Raw genomic sequence first — 23,737 nt, forward strand, 5'->3', positions numbered from 1 at the left:
ACGAAGTCAAGTCAATATCGTGAGGCCGCATCTCTTGTCCGATCTCGATGCCGTGCGCGTTCAATCACCCTACGGGTTTGAGCACGACATCGTCGGCATCGCTTTTCTGCAATGGCTGGCCCATCCATGTGGTCAGCCCCACGCGCCCGTTCTGCCCCAGGCGGGTCGCGGGAATATCGGCACGCTTCAGTACCAGTTGCACGTCCCAGGCCTTTTCCTCGCCCACATAGGTCTTGACCGCTGCCACCAGTTGCCTGAGCGCTTCGCCACCAGGCAGGAAATTGTTGAACTCGGCGCGACTGAGCGGCCCAAGCCGCAGACGGAAACGCTGCTGACAACCCCAGACGTACTCGCCCGTGACTGCCGTACGCCCCAATCCGGCTACTTCACTCGATGAGCCAAGGCGAAGGTGGGATGCAGGCGGCAGGCGCATCCACTCGGCCACGAATTCGACGATGCCAACCGGGATGCGGAAGAATCGTTCGAGCATTCCCTTCAAACCTTCGGCATTGCGCGACTGCTGCAGCAGTCGGCCGGCAAAAAAGCGTTTGAACTGATCCGGCAGTGCATCGCGCTCACCGAGGTTCGGCGTGGCCAGTCCCACCATCGCGCCCATATAAAGACGAAAGCGATCTTCGGTCGGGCGATCAAGATGCACGGTGGGCTGGGAGTCGGCCCATGCCCGATAGAACAGGCTCATCATCCGGTGATGGAAGATGTTTGCGAATGCGATGAAAGTGCCGTCTTTGGAGTTCAGCTCGCGATCCATCGCGTATTCGGTGAGATGCAGTGGCAGCGGCGCATTGGGCCCGAACAGGCCGAAGAAAAGCCCATACATGCGTGCCGGCCGGCCACCGCCACCGGGCTGATAACGATCGACCATGCGCGGTGCAAAGAGCAGCGAAGGCGTCTGGCACAGGCGCACGAAGTCATCCGCCGCCTTGGTTGACTGCCCCAACCGGGGCCGCTCCGGAAACGCGCACTCCAGCCGGCGGGCAGCCTCGAAAAATTCGAAGCTCTCCGGATGGTCGCGCAGCGCGTTTTCCAGCGCTACAGCGTCTGCCGCGTTCCCAGCTTGGCGGGCCATCGAGCGACCTCGTTGCGTTCCAATGTGCGCAGAACGGTTTCGGTAAAGGAATTGATGGATACGTAACGTGCAAAAAAGTGCTGCATCACCGCCCCCAGCAGGAAGGCACCAGTACCTTCGAAGGCCCCGTCATCGCAAGTGAGCGTGATTTCCAGCCCGCGACCAAAGGTGATCGGTCCAGGCACCGGAATCCGCCGAACGATCGGCTGCGAACTCACGGCCTTCACGCCTTCGACCTGGCGCAAGGCACTGGAATCGAACTCGTCGCAGTACAGCGTCAGCATTTCACGCAGCGCGGCTGCCCCCTCGCCGCTGTTGTTTTCCAGCAGCGATACGTAGTTCAGCTGCAAATGGCTCAACAAGCGCCAGGCGGTTTCCCCCGTGGCTACCGGTGCTCGCGGCTTGGTCGGGCCGGCAACGCAACGGATGGCTTCGACCGGTGCCCCCGTCTCCAGCGTGAAATCGGTCTTGGATTTGCCAACCGGCATCTGCAGCGGCAGATCCCGGTTGGTGCACATCAGTTGCATGCCGATTTGGCGCAACTGAGTGGAGTACGGTGCATCGTTGGAATCCACCAGCGCGATGAACATCTCGTTGCCGACGTAGCTGGAGCGTGCGCCTTGTCGTTTCTGTCGCGACGAGACCAGCCGCGGCTCGCGCCGAACGGTGTAGTAAGCAGAGTGCTGGCTATGCCAGGTACGCTCATCGCAGCCGTAGAACGGCAGGAAGCGCTGCTCTGGTTCCTGCTTGTCGCCGAACCCCTCGACGTTGCCGACGCTATGTATTTCGAAATCCATCGGGCGTGTGCGATCGGCAAGCACGTGATATTCGGTCTTGCCCTGCTGCAGATGGATGCGGTCGGCGCGGCGTGGAAACAGGTTGATCGCCGGGGTACAAAACAGGCGGAAATTGCTGGCATCAATCGCGTTGTGCAGGCTGGCCACACTGCGGTCGAACAGAACCACAATCTCGAATTCGGTGCCTGCAATGCGTGCCAGCACCGACTTGAGACCCGTGAATTCAGCAAACAAGAAGCGCTCGGGGCAAGCGAAATACTCCTGCAGCAACCGATAGCCACTGAACGAGCGCCCGGTATAGGGGATCAACGCCTCATCATCATCGAACCCCCTGCGCCGGATATTCGAGGCGTCGAAACTCTGGCTGACTTCACCGTTTGCGCCAGGCGCACGCACGATGTAACTCACGCCATTGCCGAGCAACTGTTCGTACAAGCGCTTGGGCAACTCATCCGCACCGGCGATGAATACCGGTAGCTTGTCCAGCGCCAACATGTTCGCCTGCGCACCCGCGGCCGTACGAAACTTCAAACGCAGGCCTGCACGTACCGGCCTGCCCGCCGGCAGTGCCACTCCAGCCGCCGCAATGGCCGCCGGGGTTTCGAAGTACTTGGCCTCGGTGAGTTCCAGCGGCCACAACGTGACATCGTGCGCCGTACGATATTCACATGCAGTACGGTCGTCCTTGCCCGTCAGGCTGCGCAGTGCGGTATGGCGGGCTACGGTATGCCCCGTGAGCAATCCGCTCTCTTTGAGGTCAGGCTGCATCTGCACTACGGCCATCGAAGGAACCGGCGCCAGGTAGTGCGGATAAATCATCTCCAGCATGTGCTGGGTAAACACGGGGTATTGTGCATCCAGCTTCAGCTGCACTCGCGCGGCGAGGAATGCGAACCCCTCCAGAAGGCGTTCCACATAAGGATCTGCGCACTCGAAACCTTCCAGCCCAAGACGCCCGGCTATTTTCGGGTATTCACGCGCGAACTCGCCGCCCATTTCGCGGACGTGCTGTAGCTCACGATTGTAGTAACGCAGCAAACGTGGATCCATGGATGATCAGCCGAAGCCCTCCGATACCTTGAACTTGCCCGTCTCCAGGTCCACTTCGGTTTTCAGATAGAGATTGAGCGGGATCGGTTGAGCCCACATCTCCGATTCGATGTTGAACATCAGCGCCTGCCGGTCCATCCGTGAAGCATTCGCGTTCACCGTGACCCGCAGCGTGTTGGCCGTGAGACGAGGCTCGAAGGCCAGTATGGCTTCCTTGACCTGGCGCTGCAGCGTATCCGCGTCGATACCAGACAGGGCCACGCCGGTGAGATCCGGAATACCGAAATTCAGCACTGAACGAGACACCTCGGGGTAGTCAACCAAATCCACATCTGCCGACATGCTCACGCAGTTCAGCAACCAGGACATGTCTCGCGACACACAATCGCGTAGCCGGGTAGCCGAGATCACGCGCTTTTCGCGGCTTTCCTCGGCCTTGCCAGGCTCGTCGTCGGTGAGCCGATCGAGCAGCGAGGGCTGAAGCCTTTCCTGAGTTGTCAGCTCGGCCACGACGCCCTCACGCCCGCATCATGACGCATCAAACGCGATCAGGCGAACATCAAGCAACGGATAGTCGCCTGCATCAGTCGCCAGCATCCGTTGACCACAGCCGACCGGAAAATCCGCCGCGATCTCGACCCAATCCGTCTTGCGTGCCAGCACGAGATCACTCTCGCCGGCTCGCTCTGAACCCTGATAGCGACTGGGTATGAAGCCGATTGCACGTCCGCCGTTGACCCATGTCACCTGCACCGGCACCCATACCTTGTCGCGCAAATCCGACGGTGCTTCGAACTTGAGCTCCCTCAAGCGCGAAAACGGCACCCAGGAATATCCACCATTGACGATGATCTCAAGGCAGGGACCGAGCCGCGGATCGGCATCTGCGATCCAGTCGAACGGTATACCGTCAATCGTCCCGCTTACCGCTGCGGCCTGCTCGAAAGCCTGCTCACGCAAGGCCGCGGCCTGTTCATAGAATCCGTCAGCCGTCAGCTTGAGTGCCTGAAGCATCAATGCGAGCCACTGCTCGGGCTCGCCGATCACCACCGGCAGACGCTTTCCGGCAAAAACTTCGGCACGTACCAGCTCACCTTTCAACGCTTCGGTGTAGGCACCGACCATCATCGCGTTGAGTGGCTCAAGCTCGCCACTGATGTTCAACTGGTTCTGCGCACGCTCCCACTGCCCCAGCAAGGCCAACAGCTGAAATAAAAAAACCCGGCGTTTGGCGTCTGCCGGGTTGTTGCGTACTTCCACCGTCAGCAGTTGCAATGCCTCGTCGAGCCGGCCTTCTTTGAGCTTGCTTTCAGGCGTCATTTCTTCTCTCGCAGGCCAACTCTTGGTCATGCCCGCAGCATGACCAAGCCCATGAAGTGTCTGGCTCAAGGGGAAACTCTGGACAAGCGGCCGGCATATGGCTGTCTTGCAATTGCAGACTCATGCGCACCGCCACACTGCACGACCGACTCGTACAGGGTTTCCATGAACCTCGATCAAAACAGCCTAGATCAGCTTACGGTCTCGACGCTGTAAGACACCGTACCGGCCGAGGCAACCACACCCTTGTCGGTCTGTGCGAAGTACTCGACATCGAATTTCGCAAAGGCGATCGACACATTCTCGGTCAGCATATCTTCGCCACCGGAGCCGCCGGTGGAATAGCTGGTGACCATCGCACTCGTAAGCTTGATGGTGAAGTAGTCTTCCTGCTTGCCGCCAGCCTTCGAGATCGCCAAGGTCACGGTATCCATGTGATCGCCCGTGGTCAGTGCCTTGATGAACGAGGTCGAGCTCTTGTCGATGTACTTGGTGAAGCTGATGTCCTGCACATTCGCCTTACCGGCACCGCCACCGCTACCGTGGCCAAACGAACCACTCTGCGACATGCCCCAGGACCAAGCCAGAACCTGAATCTCGTCCTTGTGCTTCGCATGCTTCGATTCGCCGGTGAACTTGGTCGAACCGCCTTCCAATTTCAAATGCATGTCTAATGACATCAGAATTCTCCTGGACTGTTTGTTTCAGTTGAACCAGCCGTACCGCACGTATTTCACGGACGCTACTGGTAGTTGCTTGCGTTGCAATTGCTGATGCGACTTTTTGAAACCAGGTGACACTTACACTCAATCAGCTCTTGGCCGCTGACGGCAGACGAGACACGAGCCTCAGGGAAACAGTCAGGCCTTCCAGCTGGTAGTGCGGCTTGAGGAAGAACTTCGAGGTGTAGTAGCCCGGCGCCCCCTCGACCTCCTCAACCACGACTTCTGCAGCAGACAACGGTTTGCGTGCCTTGGTCTCTTCACTGGAGTTGGCGGGGTCACCGTCGACATACTGCAGTATCCAAGACGTCAGCCAGCGTTCCATCGCATCGCGATCTTTGAACGAACCGATCTTGTCGCGCACGATGCACTTCAGGTAATGCGCGAAACGGCAGCAGGCGAACATGTAAGGCAAGCGCGCGCCCAAGGCTGCATTGGCCGTTGCGTCCGGGTCGTCGTACTCCTCCGGCTTGCTCAAGGACTGCGCACTGATGAAGGCCGCCATGTCCGAATTTTTCCGGTGCACCAGCGGCATCATGCCCATCTTGTCGAGTTCAGCGGAACGGCGATCGGTAATGGCGATTTCCGTGGGGCACTTCATGTCCACGCCGCCGTCGTCGGTGGGGAAGGTATGCGATGGCAGTCCTTCCACTGCGCCACCGGACTCGATGCCACGAATCCGCGAGCACCAGCCATACTCCTTGAACGAGCGGTTGATATTCACCGCCATCGAATACGCGGCGTTCTGCCAGGTGTACTTGGATGAATCGGCACCCGCGGTATCTTCCTCGAAATTGAACTCCTCGACCGGATCCGTCTTCGCGCCATAAGGCAGGCGTGCGAGCGTACGGGGCATGGTCAGGCCAATGTACTTGGCATCGTCCGATTCACGCAGCGAGCGCCACGATGCATAGTCCGGGGTCGAGAAAATCTTCGCCAGATCACGCGGGTTGGCCAGCTCGTTCCAGCTGTCCATGCCCATCAAGGTTGAATTGGCGGCAGCAATGAACGGCGCGTGCGCGGCTGCAGCAACCTGTGCAATGCCGCCAAGCAACTCGACATCGGGCGGACTATGGTCAAAGTAGTAGTCGCCGATCAGGCAACCATACGGCTCGCCGCCCAGCTGGCCATACTCCTCCTCATACATCTTCTTGAAGATCGGGCTCTGATCCCAGGCGGTGCCTTTGTAGCGCTTCAGGGTCTTGGCCAGCTCCTTCTTCGAAATGTTCATCACGCGGATCTTCAACTGCTGATCCGTCTCGGTGTTGTTGACCAAGTGATGAAGGCCGCGCCATGCGCTTTCCAGTTTCTGGAAATCGGCGTGATGCATGATCAGGTTGATCTGCTCACTGAGCTTGCGATCCAGTTCAGCGATGTAAGCATTGATGGTCTGCGCAACATCGTCGGAAACGATGTCGGACTTGCTCAACACCTGCTCGGCCAGCGTGCGGACCGCAGACTCCACTTCCTCTTTTGCGCGATCGCTCTTCGGCTTGAATTCCTTGCTCAACAACGAGGCAAAATCGCCTGCATCAAGAGTTTGAACTGCGCCGCCCTGTTGTTCGGCTAGGTTTTCGGTGGCCATGCTCGATTACTCCCCGTCGTTGTTGTTGCCGTCGGCCGGCTTGGGTGCTGATACCAGGGATTGCAGCAATGCCGGATCCTTCAAGGCCTGCGCAATGAGTTTTTCAGCACCGGCCTTGCCGTCCATGTAGGTATCGAGATTGGCGAGCTGAGTGCGCGCCTCCAGCAGTTTCGCTACCGCGCCTACCTTTTTTGCCACGGCAGCGGGAGAGAAATCGTCCATGCTCTCAAAGGTGATATCGACGGAAAGATTGCCTTCTCCGGTCAGCGTATTCGGCACGGCGAAGCTCACCCGAGGCTTCATTGCCTGCATGCGGTTGTCGAAGTTGTCGACGTCGATCTCAAGTGCCTTGCGGTCTTCGATCGGCGGCAACTCCCCGGCATTTGCCCCGGAGAGATCGGACATCACACCCATCACAAACGGCACCTGCACCTTCTTCTGTGCGCCGTAGACCTCTACGTCATATTCGATCTGCACGCGCGGCGCACGATTGCGTGCGATGAATTTCTGACTACTTTGCTTGGCCATGCGATGTCTCCCAAGTAAATGCTCGTACGGATTCAAATGGAACGATCGGTTTCAGTGCAGCGCGCAGACGGGCTTGCAGCAGGAAAAGCAGGCTTCAGTGTGATGGCAGCCCAGCAAGGTGGCCGGGATGGGACTGACTTGCTGGCGACCTGTATCGATGCCTTTCATGCCATCGTCACTGGCAACGCCACAGCGCCGCACAGTACACGCACCACCCTAAGCCTTGGCATCGTCAGATTAAATATTCTTGAATGCTGCGATCCTCGATACCTGACGCTCGGCACATCGGAATGCCGAATGGCTGCGCACGACTGGGCCATGCCCATAGTTGCCAGGTATTTTCGCAAGCGTGGTCGTCCCCCTCCATTCCATGCGTCGGACAGACATGAGGCATTCCTACTCGCCTCAACCGCACATCACCGCTTCACCGCCCGAATCTTTACCCGAAAATCTCGGTTGACCAAGGCACCCGCCAGTACCCCGACGAGTTATGACTTTGTGATTCACTATCGCATAGCGTCATCAGCAGCACGGACTGAATGGCGCAGCTCGCACGATCGACAGAAGCCCCCATAGCATGGCGACAAGCTCCCCCCGATCCGGCGCACCTTCAGGCCAAGAACAAGAGCTGTTCACTCATTAACCTACATCCGCCAACGATCGTCTGCAAGCTGAATTTGAACCAGCCCCCTCTTGCCGCTTCTCTGAACCCGGATGCAGCCGACAACAGCCAGCGATGAATCCCGACGCCACCGAATTCTTGTTTGCTGCAAGGGAGCTGGGCAGTTCACCCTGCTTAACGATGATCGAGGGAAGTGCGGTCATTCGATGAGACTGCTTCCAGCCATCACCAGCCAAGCTGCGGACCACTATCACGGCCACACTAACAAAAAAGCCACCCTGTCGCAGGGTGGCTTTGGGGACTTTTTGCGTACAATTGCGTCGGCAACACGTGTAGGCCTACACCTACGCCACTGTAAAAAGTGGTGGGCGGTACAAGGATCGAACTTGTGACCCCTACCATGTCAAGGTAGTGCTCTACCGCTGAGCTAACCGCCCGTCTCGCTTCGGGATGACCGCGCGAGCCGCGCAGTATACGGCAGGTATCGGCTTCCGACAATATCCCGAATCCCCGGGCGACTCAGCGCAAGGCTTGTTCGCGTAACTGGTGGATCTGGTCGCGCAACCGGGCGGCTTCCTCGAATTCCAGATTCTGCGCATGCTTGTACATTTGCGCCTCGAGCTTCTTCAGCACGCCTGCCGCCTGTTGCGTACTGAGCCCCGCGTAATCGGCGGCCTGCTCGGCCACGGCACGGATTCGCGTTGATTTGCTGCCTCGACGGTTGCCCGTTTCGCTACGCGCGCCCTCCATGATGTCGGCAATGCGGCGCACGATGGTGGTCGGAACGATCCCCTGCTGCTGGTTCCATGCGGTCTGCTTCTCGCGACGACGTGCGGTTTCGTCCATGGCTGCCTGCATCGATCGCGTGACCGCATCGGCGTACAGGATCGCCTTGCCGCGCACGTTGCGGGCAGCACGACCGATGGTCTGGATCAACGAGCCGGTGGAACGCAGAAAACCTTCCTTGTCAGCATCGAGGATCGCCACCAGCGATACCTCCGGCATATCCAGGCCCTCGCGCAAGAGGTTGATGCCGACCAGTACGTCGAACTCACCCAGGCGCAGGTCGCGGATGATCTCGCTGCGTTCGACCGTCTCGATGTCCGAGTGCAGGTAGCGCACCTTCACGTCGTGCTCGGCCAGGTATTCGGTGAGGTTCTCCGCCATGCGCTTGGTCAAGGTGGTGACCAGCACGCGATCACCGATCGCCACGCGCTTGTGCACTTCACCGAGCAGGTCATCGACCTGGGTACGTACCGGACGCACCTCCACTTCCGGATCGACCAGGCCGGTGGGGCGTACCACCAGCTCGACCACGGCATCAGCGGACTTGTCCAGTTCGTACGCACGCGGCGTGGCGGAGACATAGATTGCGCGCGGCACACGCTCTTCCCATTCCTCAAACCTCAGCGGCCGGTTGTCCATGGCCGACGGCAAACGGAAGCCGAACTCCACCAGAGTTTCCTTGCGTGAACGATCACCCTTGTACATCGCACCGAGCTGCGGCACAGTGACATGCGATTCGTCCACTACCAGCAGGCCATCGGCCGGCAGGTAATCGAACAGGGTCGGTGGCGGCTCGCCCGGCGCACGCCGGGTCAAGTGACGCGAATAGTTCTCGATGCCCTGGCAATAACCCACCTCGGCCATCATCTCGATGTCGAAGCGGGTGCGCTGGTCCAGCCGCTGTGCCTCGACCAGCTTGCTGTCCTTGTACAGCTGCTCCAGCCGCTCCTTAAGCTCGACCTTGATCGTCTCGATCGCGTTGAGCACGCTCTCGCGCGTGCTGGCGTAGTGCGTGCGGGGATAGACCGTGTAGCGCTGCACCTTGCGGATCGTCTCGCCGGTGAGCGGATCGAACAACGCCAGGTTCTCCACCTCGCCATCGAACAGCTCGATACGCAACGCCTCGGTTTCCGACTCCGCCGGGAACACGTCGATGATCTCGCCGCGCACACGGTAGGTACCGCGGCGCAGTTCCATCTCGTTGCGGGTGTACTGCAGCTCGGTCAGCTGATGGATCAGCTTGCGCTGGTCGATGCGCTCGCCCTTGGCCAGGATCAGCCGCAAGCTCAGGTAATCCTCCGGGTTGCCGAGTCCGTAGATCGCCGACACGGTGGCGACGATGATCGCGTCGCGACGCGACAGCAGTGCCTTGGTCGCCGACAGCCGCATCTGCTCGATGTGCTCGTTGATCGAGGCATCCTTCTCGATGAAGGTGTCCGACGCCACCACATAGGCTTCCGGCTGGTAGTAGTCGTAGTAACTGACGAAGTACTCCACCGCGTTGTGCGGGAAGAACTCCTTGAACTCGCCATACAGCTGCGCCGCCAGCGTCTTGTTCGGCGCCATCACGATGGTCGGCCGCTGCACCTGCTGGATGACGTTGGCAATCGTGTAGGTCTTGCCTGAGCCGGTGACGCCAAGCAGCGTCTGTGCTGCCAGGCCAGACTCGAAACCTGCAGCCAATTGCCGGATCGCCAGCGGCTGGTCACCAGCCGGCTGATAGGGTGCCACGAGTTGGAAACGGTCGGTCATCGGCTACAGATGTGGGCAAGACGGGGCATTCTAAATCGGGCCTGCTGACAGCAAGCGTCAGCAGAATCCCACGATCGCGCAGCGAGCACGCTACTGGCCGCACACCAGCACCGCCCTAGCATGGCATTCCTGGACCGCTCAGGGATATCGTCATGAGGAACGGCAGGAATACATGGATCGTATGCAGGCAACACGGCGTAACCCTGATCGAACAGATCATGGTGCTCGCGCTCATGGCGACGCTTACCGGCATCGCCATACCACCGTTGCGGCAGCTACTGAGCGGCAACCGGCTGCAGGTTGCCCAGACCGACTTCATCGCGGCCCTGCAGCACGCCCGCGAAACCGCAGCGACCACCGGCAAGCCTACCTTGTTCTGTCCGACCCGCGATGGCCGCAACTGCAGCAATGAGTGGCGCTGGGAAAGCGGCTGGCTGCTCGGCCACAACGCCAATCGCAACAATCAACCGGATCAGCAACCGCTGTATACCGGCCACGGCTACACCGACCAGCTGATCATCCACAGCAGTACCGGACGACGCTTCGTGCGCTTTCAACCCGATGGCAGCGCCAGCGGCAGCAACCTCACCCTGGTGTTTTGCCAGCGGTCAAGCCCACGAAACGCACTCAACGTGGTCGTTTCCAATTCCGGCCGGATTCGCGGCGCCCCTGCCAGTGCAGCCGAGGCTGCAGGTTGCGCCCAGATGGAATGACACAGTGTATCGCCGCAAAAGCAAAAGGCCGGCTATAAGCCGGCCTTTGCCAAACTGGCGCCCGAAGTTGGACTCGAACCAACGACCCCCTGATTAACAGTCAAGTGCTCTAACCAGCTGAGCTATTCGGGCGTGAGCTGCGTAGTTTGTCGGTGTCGCGACTGGCTGTCAAGCCGTCGCAGGCAGATGACCTGGCAGTTTTTCAGCTCGTCAGCACCCGGTAGCAAGGCACGTACGCGGCACCGCCCGGAAGCTTCATGCGGTGCTGATCCACGAAAGCCTGCAACAGCTTGTCCAGCGCATGCATGATGTCGGCATCGCCGTCGATATCGAACGGACCGGACTGTTCGATCGCCTGCACGCCCTCTTCCTTTACATTGCCGGCGACGATACCGGAGAAGGCACGTCGAAGGTCAGCCGCCAACTCGTGCCGTGGCCGGTCGTGATGTATCTGCAGCGCACGCATCGCTTCATGCGTGGGGCGGAACGGGGTCTGGAATGCCAACGGAATCCGCAACGCCCAGTTGAAGAAAAAGGCGTCCTTGGTGTCCAGCCGGTGATTGCGCACCTTGTCGATGCCTTTGATCATCGCTTTTGCCACCGCTGCCGGGTCGTCCACGATGATCTGGTAGTGCTGCGCCACGTCATCGCCCAGGGTCAGCCGCAGGAAGCGATCGATCTGCTCGAAGTACGCGGCAGACTGCCGCGGCCCGGTGAAGATCAGCGGGAATGGCGTGCCGGCATTGTCCGGGTGCAGCAGAATGCCGAGCAGATAAAGGATTTCCTCGGCAGTACCGACACCACCGGGAAACACGATGATGCCGTGGCCCATGCGCACGAACGCCTCAAGCCGCTTCTCGATATCCGGCATGATCACCAGGTGATTGACGATCGGATTCGGCGATTCGGCGGCGATGATGCCCGGCTCGGTGATGCCGATGTAGCGATTGTGCCGGCGCCGTTGCTTCGCATGCGCAATGGTCGCACCCTTCATCGGCCCCTTCATCGCGCCCGGACCGCAACCGGTGCAGATATCCAGTCCACGCAGGCCCAGCTGATAGCCGACCAGCTTGGTGTACTCGTATTCCTCGCGCGCGATCGAATGGCCGCCCCAGCACACCACCAGGTTGGGATCGATATTCGGCTTCAGGATGCGCGCGTTGCGCAGGATCTCGAACACACCCTGGGTCAGCCCGGCCGAGCCGTCCAGGTCGAAACCGATCTGCTCAAGCTGGGTCGACACGTAGACGATGTCGCGCACCACCGCCACCAGCAGCTCGTTGATGCCGCGGATGATCTGGCCTTCCACGAAGGCCTGCGCCGGTGCATGGTTGAGCTCGATCTTGATGCCGCGATCCTGCTGCAGCACCTGGATGTCGAAATCCGGATACTGCTCGAGGATCGCGCGCGGATCGTCACTGATGTTGCCCGAGGTCAATACTGCCAGCGCGCAGCGGCGCAGCAAGGCATGCAGACCCGAGTCGCTCGCGCCGCGCAACCGAGCCACTTCGTTGCGCGAAAGAATATCCAGCCCGCCGACCGGCGAGATACGCGCGCTGACGGTGGCTGACTTGCCGTTCGATACGGCATTCGTGTCATTCATTCCTGTTGTTCTCCTGACCGCTTCTCGCGGCTTGTTGGCCTGCCACTCACGTCGGACAGAACGAGTAGCTTCCCGCGCCGGTCCTGTATGGTCAAGCGCACAAAAAAACCGGCGCCCTTACGGGCGCCGGTTTTCAATACACCCGCTTTGACTAGAACGTGTAGCGAGCGGTAAGCAGGAGCGACCAGCGTTGTGACGGACTCAACGACTCGTTGATCGGCAAGGAAGCCGGGCTGTACCCACCATTTTTCTGATAAGCCGCACCAGAGATGTCATACACATACTTGCCGGTAACCGGGTCGATACCCGTCACGTTGGCCAGATTGCGGTAACCCGGGAAGGTGGCACGATGTTCGACGCCCCACTTCTTGTTCAGCATGTTGGTGAAGTTGAACACGTCAAGGCTGAGTATGCCCTTGTTGCCCTTGAAGATGCCCGGGATTTCCTGGCGGAAGCTCAGGTCCAGCTGACTGATCCAGGGTGCATGCGCGCCGTTGACGCCAGCGATCTCGCCCTTGTGCTTGCTCAGGTATTTGTCGTTGTTGATGAAGTCCATGAACTGCTGCTTCTGCGCATCAGTCACTTTGGTGTTCCACTCGACGTCCGTCAGCGAACTCGGGATGTAAGCCAGATCGCGGGCATAGCCGTCGCCATTGATGTCATTGCCGAATGACCAGCTGTACGGAGAACCCGAATGGCCATCAAACACGGCACCGACGGTGGTCGCGTAATTGCCGAAGAATCGGTGACTCCAGGTCACCGAAGCCAGCACACGCTTCGGAATCGAATACAGCGAGGTGGATTCCTTCGCCACATTTGGATTGACCCAGAAGTTGCCTTGATAGTTTGAGCTGGCCGTGCTGCTCGGCACGGGGTTCACGTCGGTGGTCTTGTTCCAGCTGAAACCAACCATCGCCGCCCAGTCGTTCGCGAATGCCTTCTTGAAAGATAGTGTGACGTTGTCCGAACGACCCTTGCTGGTATTGGTCAGACGGGTGACCGAACGATCGAACGCCGGGTTCGCATTCACGCGCTCGGTGGAGAGCGCCGTCTTGCTGACCGTGCCCCAGTACAGATTGCGGCCATCCTGGGCGAAACCGTCGGGAGTCAAATGACTGTTCGGATCGCCAATGTTCAGGTTCTGATAGAAGATCGCATCACGCGCCTTCAGATGCACCCACTCCAGCGAACCGACGATACCCATCCAGGGCAATTCGCGATCCAGGGCAAGGCTCATTTTCCATACCGTCGGCTGCCGGAAGTTCGGGTCGACGGTATCGACCGCCATCTTGGCATTGGAGGAGCCAAGTATCGCCGAATTGCCCGGGATGATCGGGTTGTTCGGGTCATAGCTCGGCGCGGGCTTCAGGCCGACACCAGGCAGATTGACGCCAGGCAGAAGGCGATTGGCGTCAGTCACATTCCACGTGCCCACGTTGATGCCCGGATTGGCGTAGGAATTGGAAATCCAGACACTGGGGTTGTTGGCAATGAACAGGCCGGCACCACCACGCAACTGAGTCGACCGTTCGGTATCGAACGAATAGTTGAACGACATGCGCGGCTGCACGACCCGGTTGCCGTTGATGGTGGTGGTATTGGAATAACCAAAGCCACCCTTGGCCGCCTGGCAACGTACGGAACCGTCCGCATTACGCGCAGTGAACGATACCCCCGGCGTGGCGAGGAAACATTCATTGAGCAGTGGCCTGTCACTGGTCAGAGGGATATCGAGGCGAACACCGTACTGCATCGACAGCCGATCGGTGATCTGCCAGCTATCCTGCAGGAAAGCGCCGTACTGGGTAATGGCGTAACGCGCGGCCACACTGTTCGGGTCTCGCGGATCGTTGCCGTTCACCGGCAACTTCAACTGGTAGTTGTACCAGGCACCGTTTTCGAAGTCCTGCAGCGAACGGAACTGGTAGGTACCGTAATAACGCTGCAGGAAGGCGTTGAAGTAATCGTCCTTCTGGAAATCCACACCGCCCTTCACCGTATGCTGATCCAGGAACAGCGTACCGGCCATATAGGCGTTCCAGCTCTTCACGTTGAGCACATTGACCATGCTGCTGTAGTCGGTGCCGAAAGCGACGTTCGGATTGTTATCGATGCCGTAGCTGGGATAGACCTGTACATACGGCTGCGCGCCGCCGACGGCGGGACCACGTGCCTGATCATAGGTGGCGTAGGAAACGGAAGCCTCAGTGGAGAACGTGCTGTTCCAGTCGTCGTACAAGTTCAGCGCATAGCTCTTGCTGTCGCGATTCTTGTAGAACCAATTGCTGCTCAGATTGATGTAGCTGGCGCCGCCATCATTGATGATCGGCTGGTTTTCCTTGGTACGGGTGTAGCGCAGGCTGGCACGGTGGCCGTCGGTGATGTTCCAGTCCAGTTTCACCAGCGTGCGCTTGTCGAGAAGATCGAACTTGCTCGTGCTGTCGCCCGGGTTCAAACCGAGTTGGCGGGCGGCGGCGGCGATCGCGTCTACCTGTGCCTGAGTCAGTCCCTGCACCGTGTTGGTGGCATTAGAGTCGCTGGGGCCGTAGGTGGCGCCCACACCAGTTTTCTTTGCCTGCTCGTAAGAAGCGAAGAAGAACAACTTGTCCTTGATGATCGGGCCGCCAAGCGTCATGCCGCCCGTCCAGTTACGATCAAAGCCGGTGTACTGTGCCGTCTTGCCGGACGAATTCTGGATCTTGCCAAGCATGTCACTGGTGTTCTGGAACGCGTAGTACACCGATCCATGGAAATTATTGGTGCCGCTCTTGGTCACCGCATTGATGTTGGCGCCGACGCCACGGCGGGCGGAAACGTCGTAGTTCACGGTCGAGATGTTGTATTCCTGGATCGTGTCCTGCGAAATCGGCGTACCGACACTGGCCAGACCGTTATCTTCGAGACCGAACGGATCGCCGGCATTCACCGTGTCGATCGAGATGTTGTTGTAGCGGAAGTTCTGGCCAAGCGCTGAAAACTGGCCACGATCCCGGTCCGAGATCACGATGCGCGGATCAAGACGCGCAATATCCTGGATCGAACGGCCCGGAGTCGGCGTGTTTTCCAGCTCACGCTGGGAAATATTGGTCGCCATGCCCTTGTTGTCGCTATTGAAGGTCTGCGAAAGAGCATTGGCCGTAACCGTGATGCTTTGCAGATCCTTTGCCTGCTGCCCGAGACTCAGGTTGATGGCCGTATCCTGAGCCAACTGCAGATAGACGTTGTTCCGCTCAATGCCATGCATGCCTGACTTGGAGACCGTCACGTCGAACGGACCACCCACGCGCAGGCCTTGTGCGGCATAGCGACCGTCCGCGTCCGTCGTGGTGGTCTTGGTGGTGCCCGAAGGCTCATGCACGATCTGCACCGTGGCGCCTGCCACCGGCTGGCCGTTGGCGTCTAGCACGCGGCCGCTGATCGAGGAGGAGGTGTCCTGCGCCAGGATCGGCGAGGAGGCAAGCAGCGTGGCGATCGCCAGCGGCAGCAGTTTTGTGCGAACAATGCTTTTCATCGAACATCAACCTCATGGTGATTCGCAAGAAATAACGAAATTTGGAGAAAACACGGCAACCTGCCTGCCGGGAACACCCTTAAGGCAATGATTTTCTTGGTTTTCCCCTGAATATACCGATCGAAGCCTTGCTGCTCGGTACAGGCAGTCGAGCCAAATTTACGCGCAATATATTACAAATTCGTAACTTCATGCCATGCGGGGAAGCTCTCCCACATTCGCCCGAGGGTGACCGCACCATAAAAAAAGCCGGCACCCTAAGGTGCCGGCCTGATTACCACGCTGTACCAGCCGTGGACATGTTGAGATGACCGCTTTTAGAAGAACGAAGCCCCGAGGGTCACCATGAGCGTACGGCTAGGCAGCAGCGAGTAGTACGGTGCCGAGGCGTACAGCGTCGTGCCGTTCTCGTCCTTGATCTTGTCCGGGTTGGATGCAAGGAACGCCGTGATGTTGTTGGCGTTGGTGAGCGCCTTGCGATCCGTGAGGTTGTACACATTGACCTTGAGGTACGGCTTGCGGAACCACGACGCGAAGTCCTGGAAATGCCAGCCTGCGCTGGCATTGAGCGTGGTGTACCCGCCCACCTTCTCCGTATTGGACCAGTCACCCCAGATCGAACTGCGGTACTTGGCGTCCAGGCCGACCCAGAACGGACCCTGATCATAGTTCAGGCGCACGAAACCAATGTTCTTCGGCGTATTCAGCAACGTCTTGCCGTTGGTGTTGTAGATGCCGTCGCCCTGCGAATCGAGATCACCCACCAAGGTCGCCTTGGTGTAGGCATACGAACCGTACAGCGTCAGGTTCGGCGTGATCTTGTAGCTGGCCTCTGTGTTCAGGCCGCGCATGCGCACCTTGGGCAGGGACAGATACACCGTCGCGAACGTATATTCGTCGAAGCCGGAGATCTGCTTGTTGTTGAGACTCGACGAGTACGCATCGACGCTGGCCGAGAACGTGTCGTTGTAGAAGCGCCAGCCCAGGTCGGCCGTGGTCGCCGTTTCCGGCTTGTTGATGAAATCGCTCGCCGGCGAGACCTGGCCCGGAGCATTTGCGACAGCGCCGTTTTGCAACGTGGCGCCATTGATCGGTGCGCGGAAGGTCTTGCCCCAGCCGAAGTAGAACTGGTTCTGCTCGTTCAACTGGTACTTCGCGCCAAGGGTCGGGCTCACCTTGTGATAGGTCGAGCTGATATCGGCGACACCGTATTGCGTGTATCCGGAACGTACCGAACCCGGATACTCGTAGTCGAAGCCGGTGCGCTCCACCCACAGGTAAGCCGCACCTGCCGTGAGGGTCCACTGGTCATTCGGCGTCCAGGTGTCCGTGGCGAATACCTTGCGGGTTTCGGTGGTGGTGTATTCGTTGTAGAGCTTCTGCACCGTGCCATCGGGATAGCGGATCAGGTCGGTCTCCGCCCAGTTGTCGGAGGGAATGCCCGTCGTCGGGTCGACCGGGGTGAACACCTCATGCTGCTCCTGGCGCGGGCGCTCCCACCACACCCCGTACTCGAGGCTGTTGTTCTCGCCGAAATCCTGATTCAACTTGGCGATGACGCCGGGACGCATGGTGTACGAGGAACTCAGCGAATAGGCCAGATCCTTGCCGCCGATGCTGCCATTACCGTTTAGGTCCTGGTTGGTGTACTGGTATAGATTGGTCGTCTTCGTCGTTTCGGTGAAGGTTGTACCGCCGCCGCCGCCGCCAAAGCCGTACTGGAAGTAAGGCACCACCGAGAGGTGCAGGTTGTCGCTCAGCTTGAATTCGCCATCCATGCTGACCAGCCAGCTGCGGAACGGATTGGTGTGCAGCTTGTAGAAATTGGTGTCCGTGGGCGTCAGCAAGGTCGCATCATAGTTCTGGTTGTAATTCTGCTGCGCCTGCGCCTTGGTCAGGCTTTCATAGGTATTGTTGAACTCGCGGTTGTACTGGAACGAGGCCGAGATGGAGTTGCTGTCATCGATGGTCCACAGCGACTTGCCATCCACCTTGGTCACGTTCTGCTCACCAGGACCACGCCAGAGGTCGGCACTGTTGTTCGAGTAGGACAACCACGAACGCACCGGACCGGTATCGCCGGTATTCAGGCGCAGGAAGGTGCGGCGGTAGTCATTGCTGCCAAAGGTCTGGCTCGCATCCAGGCCAGCTGTATGCGAGGGGTCGATGGTAGCCCAGGCAATCGAGCCACCTGCCGCGCCGCCGATCGGCGTGTCCACGTCCGGATAACCCTGCAACACCGTAATGTCGCCATAGTTCTCCGCGTCGCCATACTCGGTCGAATACACTTTGTAGTTGCCGCTGTCGTTGATCGGCGCACCGTTGACCGTGGTGCCGATCTCGTCGCTGGTGAAGCCGCGGATGCTGTAGTTGCCGTTGGCGAGGCCGGTAAAGTCGTCGGTGGAAGCATTGACGCCCGGAATACTGTCGATCATCTGCACAAACGTCACGCCCGGCGCCGCCTTGACGATCGCATCGCGGGTGATGGTGGAAACCGCCTTGGGTGCGGTCTGCACCGACATCAGGCCACCGCCCAATGACAGCGACTGGGCAGTGACCTGCACCGACTGCAGCTGCTGCACGCGCTTGGTGTCATTGGAGGTGGTTGTGTTGGAGGTGCTCGATGCACTGGCACGCTGCGCCGTCTGGGCGCTGGCGACCGGCGCGGACGACGCCTGGTCGGAGGCACTCTGTGCCATAACCATGCCGGCGCTCATGCAGCAGGCCAGCGCAATGGATGCAGATAGATAGGTTCGTTTCATTATGGATTCCATCTCTCAAGTTCAAACAAGTGAATGACCGGTTCAACGGTCGATCGCATAGCAACTTTTCCGTGGTCCTCCGGGGCGCTGAGCAGTCCCATCCCGCTCAGCTGGCCATATCGGGGAACTTCGGCAACTCCCGGCACTCCAACTCGCCTAGTTGATCAGGCAGTGCATCGTCTTGCCCGAAACCAAAATCGCAAATTATTGCTATCAATGCCTAGCAAAACCGAAAGAAAAAACGTAAAACTCGGGCACAAAAAAACCCAACCTGTCAGTCGGGCGGTAAATTGCATCAAATTCTCGAAATTACTTGCGGTTATTCCGTGTCGCCAACAAACGTCGTGCCGTTGAATTAATGCACTTCGTCATGATCACGGATTTACCTTACAACAATTTTACAACAATTCCAGCCATTGCCGATAATCGAGAATGGCCATGTAATTGCAACGCAAACTCGTCACACGGCCATCTTGCGATCCCGCATGATCCAGGCCTCGATGCCTGCTTGCTGCATACGACAATCCCGCCCCAGACCACCGGAACGATCTCGGCCACGGCCGCGCAGGAACATGCAGTGGGTCAGACCATCTTGCCGAGGTAGCGCGCCCGTTTGGCTTCCTTCAGGGCGGCAAGATCCAGCATCACCAGCCCATCCACGCAACCGGAAAAGCCCGGGTCCTCGCCAAAGTCCAGGAACTGCACGCCGTCTGGCTCCACCAGGTCGACATATTGGCGATATAGCACCGGCAAACTGACACCCAGCGCATCCAGATGATGCTTCAGCTTGCCCAGGCCGGCGGACGCATCGAGCCCGTCCAGTGCCAGTCGCACGCCCTGGATGACTTCGTCGGAAATAACGAACGGCTGCCTGGCCGCTGCCAGTCCCGGGGCGCCGAAATAATGCTGATGTGCCGCAGCGATCCATTCGCGTGCCTCGCGCGGCAGACTGACCGACATGCTGACCGGACCGAACAGGTAACGCAGTTCCGGATGACGCTGCAGATACAGGCCGATGCCCTGCCACAACTGATCCAGCGCGCGCGAGCGCCAGTACGCCGGCGCGATAAAGCTGCGTCCCAGTTCCAAGCCTTGCGTAAGCCGCGACTCCAGCGCCGGCGAGTAGTGGAACAGGCTGGAGGTATACAGGCCTGGCATGCCGTGCTCGGCGATCAGCCGGGCGCCGTGGCCAAGGCGATAGGCACCGACGATCCGCAAGGCTTGCCGGTCCCACAGCACCAGATGTTCGTAGTGCGGATCGCAGGCGTCCAGATCGCGCCGTGCACCGGTACCTTCACCGACCTTGCGGAAGGTCAGCTCGCGCAACCGACCGATTTCACGCAGCACGGTGCTGTCGGCAGCCCCCTTGAACAACAGCGCCTGCTTGCCATCGCTGAGTTCGGCCAGCTTTTCGGCCCGCGCCAGTTCGGCGGCAACCTGGTCGGCAGGCTCTGGATGTGCCAGTGGTGTCTGTCCGCCAAAGATCAGTCCACGGTGTCGGCCGACCCGATAGACATGCCGCCGCATCAGCCTCGCAGCCTGCACCGATGACCCCTCGCTGCGCTGTTCCAGCTCGGCGGCCGTGATCAGTGCCCCGATGCTGAAACCGATCCGTCGACTGCCCGATGCCACCGCTTCGCGCGGCAACATCGCCGTGCTCAGCGGTCTGGCCAGCATCGACATGCCATAGAACATGGTCGAATTGCGTGCAGCGACATGCACCGGCAAGACCGGCACCTTGCGGCGCAGCGACAACCGTGCAAAACCGTCCGACCAGCGCCCGTCGCGCACGCCATCGGCGCGCATCCGCGATACCTCGCCGGCGGGAAACACGATCAGCGCCTCGCCGTTATCCAGCGCACGGTAAATGCCGCGCAGGCGCGATGCCGCGCCCTTGCCGAACACGTCCACCGGCAGCAGCAGCCGACCCAGCTGCGGCACCGTCGCCAGCCAGTCGTTGCCGAGAATGCGCACATCGCTGCGCACCGAACCGATCAACTGCAGCAGCGTCAGCGCGTCCTGCATGCCCAGCGGGTGATTGGCCACCACCAGCAATGGGCCATCCAGCGGGATGTGTTCGCGCTCGCGCGAATTGACGTGGTAGCTGGTTCCAAGCACATCCAGCACACGTTCGACAAAATCAAAACCCGTGGCCGTGCCGACCCTATCCAGCACGCGGTTGAAACCATCCTCGTCGGCCAGCCGCCCGAGCATGCCCGCGACCGGGCGACGGATGACGGGATATTGCGCCAGCCAGGGCAGACGCTCGAGCAGAGACTGTTCGATACTCAGCATGACCGTGTCCTCGAATCGACCTCCGCCATCCTGAAGGTCGAATGTGACAAGCGGTCGATGCGCCGGTGTGCAAGGCCAGCCCAGCCGGCGACCCGCTCTTTCAGACGGTCGGGTTCAGACGGCCAGATGCAGGAACGACGCCACGCCGGCCATGAACATCTGCACCGACAACGCGATCAGCAGCATGCCCATCACGCGCTCCAGCGCCGTCAGCACGCTCTCGCCGAGCCAGCGGAACAGGTAGGTCGCGCTGAGCAGAATTGCCGAGGTCGCCAGCCACGCCAGTAGCAGGGCGATCATCCAGTCGGCGGTGCGACCTGGCTGGGTGTTGGTCAGCAACAGCAGTGCCGCCATCGCCGATGGACCGGCCACGCCGGGGATCGCCATCGGCACGATGAACGGTTCGCCCTCGCCCGTCTTGCCGAAGATGCCGCCACCGTCGGCCGGCGGAAACACCATGCGGATGCCGATCAGGAACAGCACGATGCCGCCGGCGATGCTGATCGAGTCGGGCTTCAGCTGCAGCAGTTGCAGGATGTGCTGGCCGCCGAACAGGAACGCCACCAGCACGCCCAGCGCGATCAGCAATTCGCGCACCATCACCCGGCGCCGACGCTTCGGCGGCACGTCCTTGAGCAAACTCAGGAAGAACGGGATATTGCCCAGCGGATCCATGATCAGAAACAACATGATTCCCGCGGACAACGTGGTCATCTGCGTTTCCATCTCGACTCCCTTCTCGTGAGGCGATCACCACGCCGGTGACACCGGCGCATGCATTCAGTCGACACGCAGATCCAGCACCGCACCACGCGCCTCAAGTGCCTGCGCGCTGAGCAGATAGACCGCCGCCGCCGCCGCCGCATCCGGCAGCGGGCGCTGCATGATGTCCTCGCCGAAATACGCCTGCCGCCGCAGCGCCGTGCGCATCGGTGCCGGCAGCATCGCATGCGTGCGTAGCGGGCCGCTGTCGGTTTCCTCGTGCAGGATCGCCACGAAGCGCTCCAGCGCCGCCTTCGACACGCCGTAACCACCCCAGTGCGCGCGTTGCACCAGCTCGGGGGCGTCCATCACGAACACCACCGCACTGTCGCTGGCCTGATTCAACAGCGGCAAACAGGCCTGGGTCAGCGCGAACGGTGCCGAGACATTCACATGCAGCGCACGCAGCCAGTCGTCCGGCTTGTGCATCGCGATCGGGGTGAGCCCGGTGAAGCTGGCGGCACAATGCACGATGCCGTCGAGCCGGCCCAGATCGCGCTCCAACCCTTCGGCCAGAGCGGCGTACTCGCGCGGGGTGGCCACTTCCATGTCGAGCGGATGGATCACCGGCTCGGACAGGCCTTCGGCAAGCATCGCGTCGTACAACTGCTCCAGCTGGCGCTTGCGCTTGCCGGTGATGACCACTGTCGCGCCGGCACGGGCGACTGCCCGCGCAACCGCGCTGCCGAGGCCGCCATAGGCACCGGTCACCAGCACGACGCGGTCCGCCAAGGCATCGGTTGCCGGCACCCAGCCCGCCGGCAATCGGGCAACCGGCAGGCCCCTCAAGGTGCCACTCCGGTCACGTCCGTGGCCATGCGCGCCAGCTCACCGGCAGCGTTCAGATCCTCGATGATGTCGCAGCCACCGATCAGCTCGCCCTGGATGAACAACTGCGGGAAGGTAGGCCAGTTGGCGAAATGCGGCAGCGCGGCGCGCACCTGCGGATCGGCCAGCACGTTCACCGCGTGATATTCCGCGCCGGCCTCGGAAAGCGCCTTGGCGGCGCGGCTGGAAAACCCGCACATAGGGAATTCCGGCGTGCCTTTCATGAAAAGCACGATGGAATGCTCGGCCAATGTGGTCCGGATTTGTTCGTTGATGTCCATAGCTTGGTGTTTCATCTTTACAATGCAGGCAGACCGATATTGTATCAGTCAGCCGTCGGCTGCCGTCCGCTGCGCCGACTATCTCCCCAGCCACCGTCAAGGAGCCACACATGGCGATCGAACTTCCCCCGTTGCCGTACGAGAAGAACGCACTGGAACCGCACATCTCCGCCGAAACGCTGGAGTTCCACTACGGCAAGCACCACCAGGCCTACGTAACCAACCTCAACAAGCTGATCGAAGGCACCGAGTTTGCGGACGCCGCACTGGAAGAGATCATCAGGAAGTCCTCCGGCGGCGTGTTCAACAATGCCGCGCAGATCTGGAACCACACGTTCTACTGGAACTCGATGAGCCCCAAGGGGGGCGGCGCACCGGCCGGCAAGCTCGCCGACGCGATCACCAAGGCATTCGGCTCGTTCGACAAGTTCAAGGAAGAGTTCACCAAGTCGGCGACCGGCAACTTCGGTTCCGGCTGGACCTGGCTGGTGCAGCGCCCGGACGGCTCGCTCGGCATCGTCAACACCTCGAACGCCGCCACGCCGATCACCGGCAGCGACAAGCCGCTGTTCACCGCTGACGTGTGGGAACACGCTTATTACATCGACTACCGCAACGCCCGCCCGAAGTACCTGGAAGCGTTCTGGAACCTGGTGAACTGGGATTTCGCGGCCAGCAACCTGGCCTGATTGACCCGGTTTGGCGGTACGAAAACGGAGCCCGAGGGCTCCGT

Annotated in this window: 17 protein-coding genes and 2 tRNA genes; 2 read left to right on the forward strand and 17 right to left on the reverse strand. The window is 60.1% G+C overall.

The features are described 5' to 3' along the window. Positions 1 to 64: 64 nt before the first annotated feature. The 9 genes from tssG to uvrB form a co-directional block, all read right to left on the reverse strand. Complete coding sequence (tssG, locus tag B0E46_RS07930) at positions 65 to 1,087, reverse strand: type VI secretion system baseplate subunit TssG (protein WP_077555254.1); 1,023 nt, start codon at positions 1,085 to 1,087, stop codon at positions 65 to 67. Then, positions 1,051 to 2,934: a type VI secretion system baseplate subunit TssF gene (tssF, locus tag B0E46_RS07935; protein ID WP_077555255.1), complete on the reverse strand. Its 1,884-nt coding sequence runs from the start codon at positions 2,932 to 2,934 to the stop codon at positions 1,051 to 1,053. Before tssF ends, tssG begins: the two co-directional genes overlap by 37 nt. Positions 2,935 to 2,940: 6 nt before the next feature. Further along, positions 2,941 to 3,444, reverse strand: coding sequence for a type VI secretion system baseplate subunit TssE (gene tssE / locus B0E46_RS07940; RefSeq protein ID WP_077555256.1), 504 nt, complete (start codon positions 3,442 to 3,444; stop codon positions 2,941 to 2,943). Between the two features lie 18 nt (positions 3,445 to 3,462). Continuing rightward, positions 3,463 to 4,254, reverse strand: coding sequence for a type VI secretion system accessory protein TagJ (locus tag B0E46_RS07945; RefSeq protein ID WP_077555257.1), 792 nt, complete (start codon positions 4,252 to 4,254; stop codon positions 3,463 to 3,465). 191 nt (positions 4,255 to 4,445) lie between these two features. Next, on the reverse strand, positions 4,446 to 4,934 hold the full coding sequence (locus B0E46_RS07950; RefSeq protein WP_254425088.1) for a type VI secretion system tube protein Hcp: 489 nt from the start codon (positions 4,932 to 4,934) through the stop codon (positions 4,446 to 4,448). Between the two features lie 130 nt (positions 4,935 to 5,064). Continuing rightward, positions 5,065 to 6,561 (reverse strand): type VI secretion system contractile sheath large subunit, encoded by a 1,497-nt coding sequence (tssC, locus tag B0E46_RS07955; RefSeq protein WP_077555259.1) that lies wholly within the window; start codon positions 6,559 to 6,561, stop codon positions 5,065 to 5,067. Between the two features lie 6 nt (positions 6,562 to 6,567). Next, the gene (gene tssB / locus B0E46_RS07960) at positions 6,568 to 7,089 is read right to left on the reverse strand and encodes a type VI secretion system contractile sheath small subunit (RefSeq protein ID WP_077555260.1); all 522 of its coding nucleotides are present in this window, start codon (positions 7,087 to 7,089) and stop codon (positions 6,568 to 6,570) included. 984 nt (positions 7,090 to 8,073) lie between these two features. After that, positions 8,074 to 8,148 (reverse strand) — tRNA-Val (locus tag B0E46_RS07965). A gap of 82 nt (positions 8,149 to 8,230) precedes the next feature. After that, on the reverse strand, positions 8,231 to 10,249 hold the full coding sequence (gene uvrB, locus B0E46_RS07970) for an excinuclease ABC subunit UvrB (protein WP_077555261.1): 2,019 nt from the start codon (positions 10,247 to 10,249) through the stop codon (positions 8,231 to 8,233). Between the two features lie 218 nt (positions 10,250 to 10,467). On the opposite strand from uvrB, the gene B0E46_RS07975 reads away from it, so the two are divergent. Then, a complete protein-coding gene (locus tag B0E46_RS07975; protein ID WP_168171166.1) occupies positions 10,468 to 10,962 on the forward strand; it encodes a GspH/FimT family pseudopilin in 495 nt (164 codons plus the stop codon). A gap of 55 nt (positions 10,963 to 11,017) precedes the next feature. Here the strand turns inward: B0E46_RS07975 and B0E46_RS07980 are convergent. From B0E46_RS07980 to grxD, 8 genes are all read right to left on the reverse strand, one after another. Further along, a tRNA-Asn gene (locus B0E46_RS07980) sits at positions 11,018 to 11,094 on the reverse strand. Between the two features lie 70 nt (positions 11,095 to 11,164). After that, complete coding sequence (ppnN, locus tag B0E46_RS07985) at positions 11,165 to 12,565, reverse strand: nucleotide 5'-monophosphate nucleosidase PpnN (protein WP_077555263.1); 1,401 nt, start codon at positions 12,563 to 12,565, stop codon at positions 11,165 to 11,167. A gap of 151 nt (positions 12,566 to 12,716) precedes the next feature. Then, positions 12,717 to 16,076 (reverse strand): carboxypeptidase regulatory-like domain-containing protein, encoded by a 3,360-nt coding sequence (locus tag B0E46_RS07990; RefSeq protein WP_077555264.1) that lies wholly within the window; start codon positions 16,074 to 16,076, stop codon positions 12,717 to 12,719. A gap of 317 nt (positions 16,077 to 16,393) precedes the next feature. After that, complete coding sequence (locus B0E46_RS07995; protein ID WP_077555265.1) at positions 16,394 to 18,838, reverse strand: TonB-dependent receptor; 2,445 nt, start codon at positions 18,836 to 18,838, stop codon at positions 16,394 to 16,396. A 582-nt stretch (positions 18,839 to 19,420) separates the two neighbouring features. Beyond that, positions 19,421 to 21,133 carry a lysophospholipid acyltransferase family protein gene (locus tag B0E46_RS08000; protein WP_077555266.1) on the reverse strand — a complete coding sequence of 571 codons (1,713 nt, stop codon included), beginning with the start codon at positions 21,131 to 21,133 and terminating at the stop codon, positions 19,421 to 19,423. 114 nt (positions 21,134 to 21,247) lie between these two features. After that, on the reverse strand, positions 21,248 to 21,847 hold the full coding sequence (locus tag B0E46_RS08005; RefSeq protein WP_077555489.1) for a YhgN family NAAT transporter: 600 nt from the start codon (positions 21,845 to 21,847) through the stop codon (positions 21,248 to 21,250). Positions 21,848 to 21,913: 66 nt separating this feature from the next. Then, positions 21,914 to 22,684, reverse strand: coding sequence for an SDR family NAD(P)-dependent oxidoreductase (locus B0E46_RS08010; protein ID WP_139350470.1), 771 nt, complete (start codon positions 22,682 to 22,684; stop codon positions 21,914 to 21,916). Next, entirely contained in the window at positions 22,681 to 23,004 is a 324-nt protein-coding gene (gene grxD / locus B0E46_RS08015; RefSeq protein WP_077555268.1) for a Grx4 family monothiol glutaredoxin, read from the reverse strand. Before grxD ends, B0E46_RS08010 begins: the two co-directional genes overlap by 4 nt. A gap of 110 nt (positions 23,005 to 23,114) precedes the next feature. On the opposite strand from grxD, the gene B0E46_RS08020 reads away from it, so the two are divergent. Next, positions 23,115 to 23,693, forward strand: a complete 579-nt coding sequence (locus tag B0E46_RS08020) for a Fe-Mn family superoxide dismutase (protein WP_077555269.1) — start codon at positions 23,115 to 23,117, stop codon at positions 23,691 to 23,693. The last annotated feature ends 44 nt before the right edge of the window (positions 23,694 to 23,737 follow it).

It is taken from the genome of Rhodanobacter sp. B04 (assembly GCF_002001125.1).
GTDB lineage: Bacteria > Pseudomonadota > Gammaproteobacteria > Xanthomonadales > Rhodanobacteraceae > Rhodanobacter.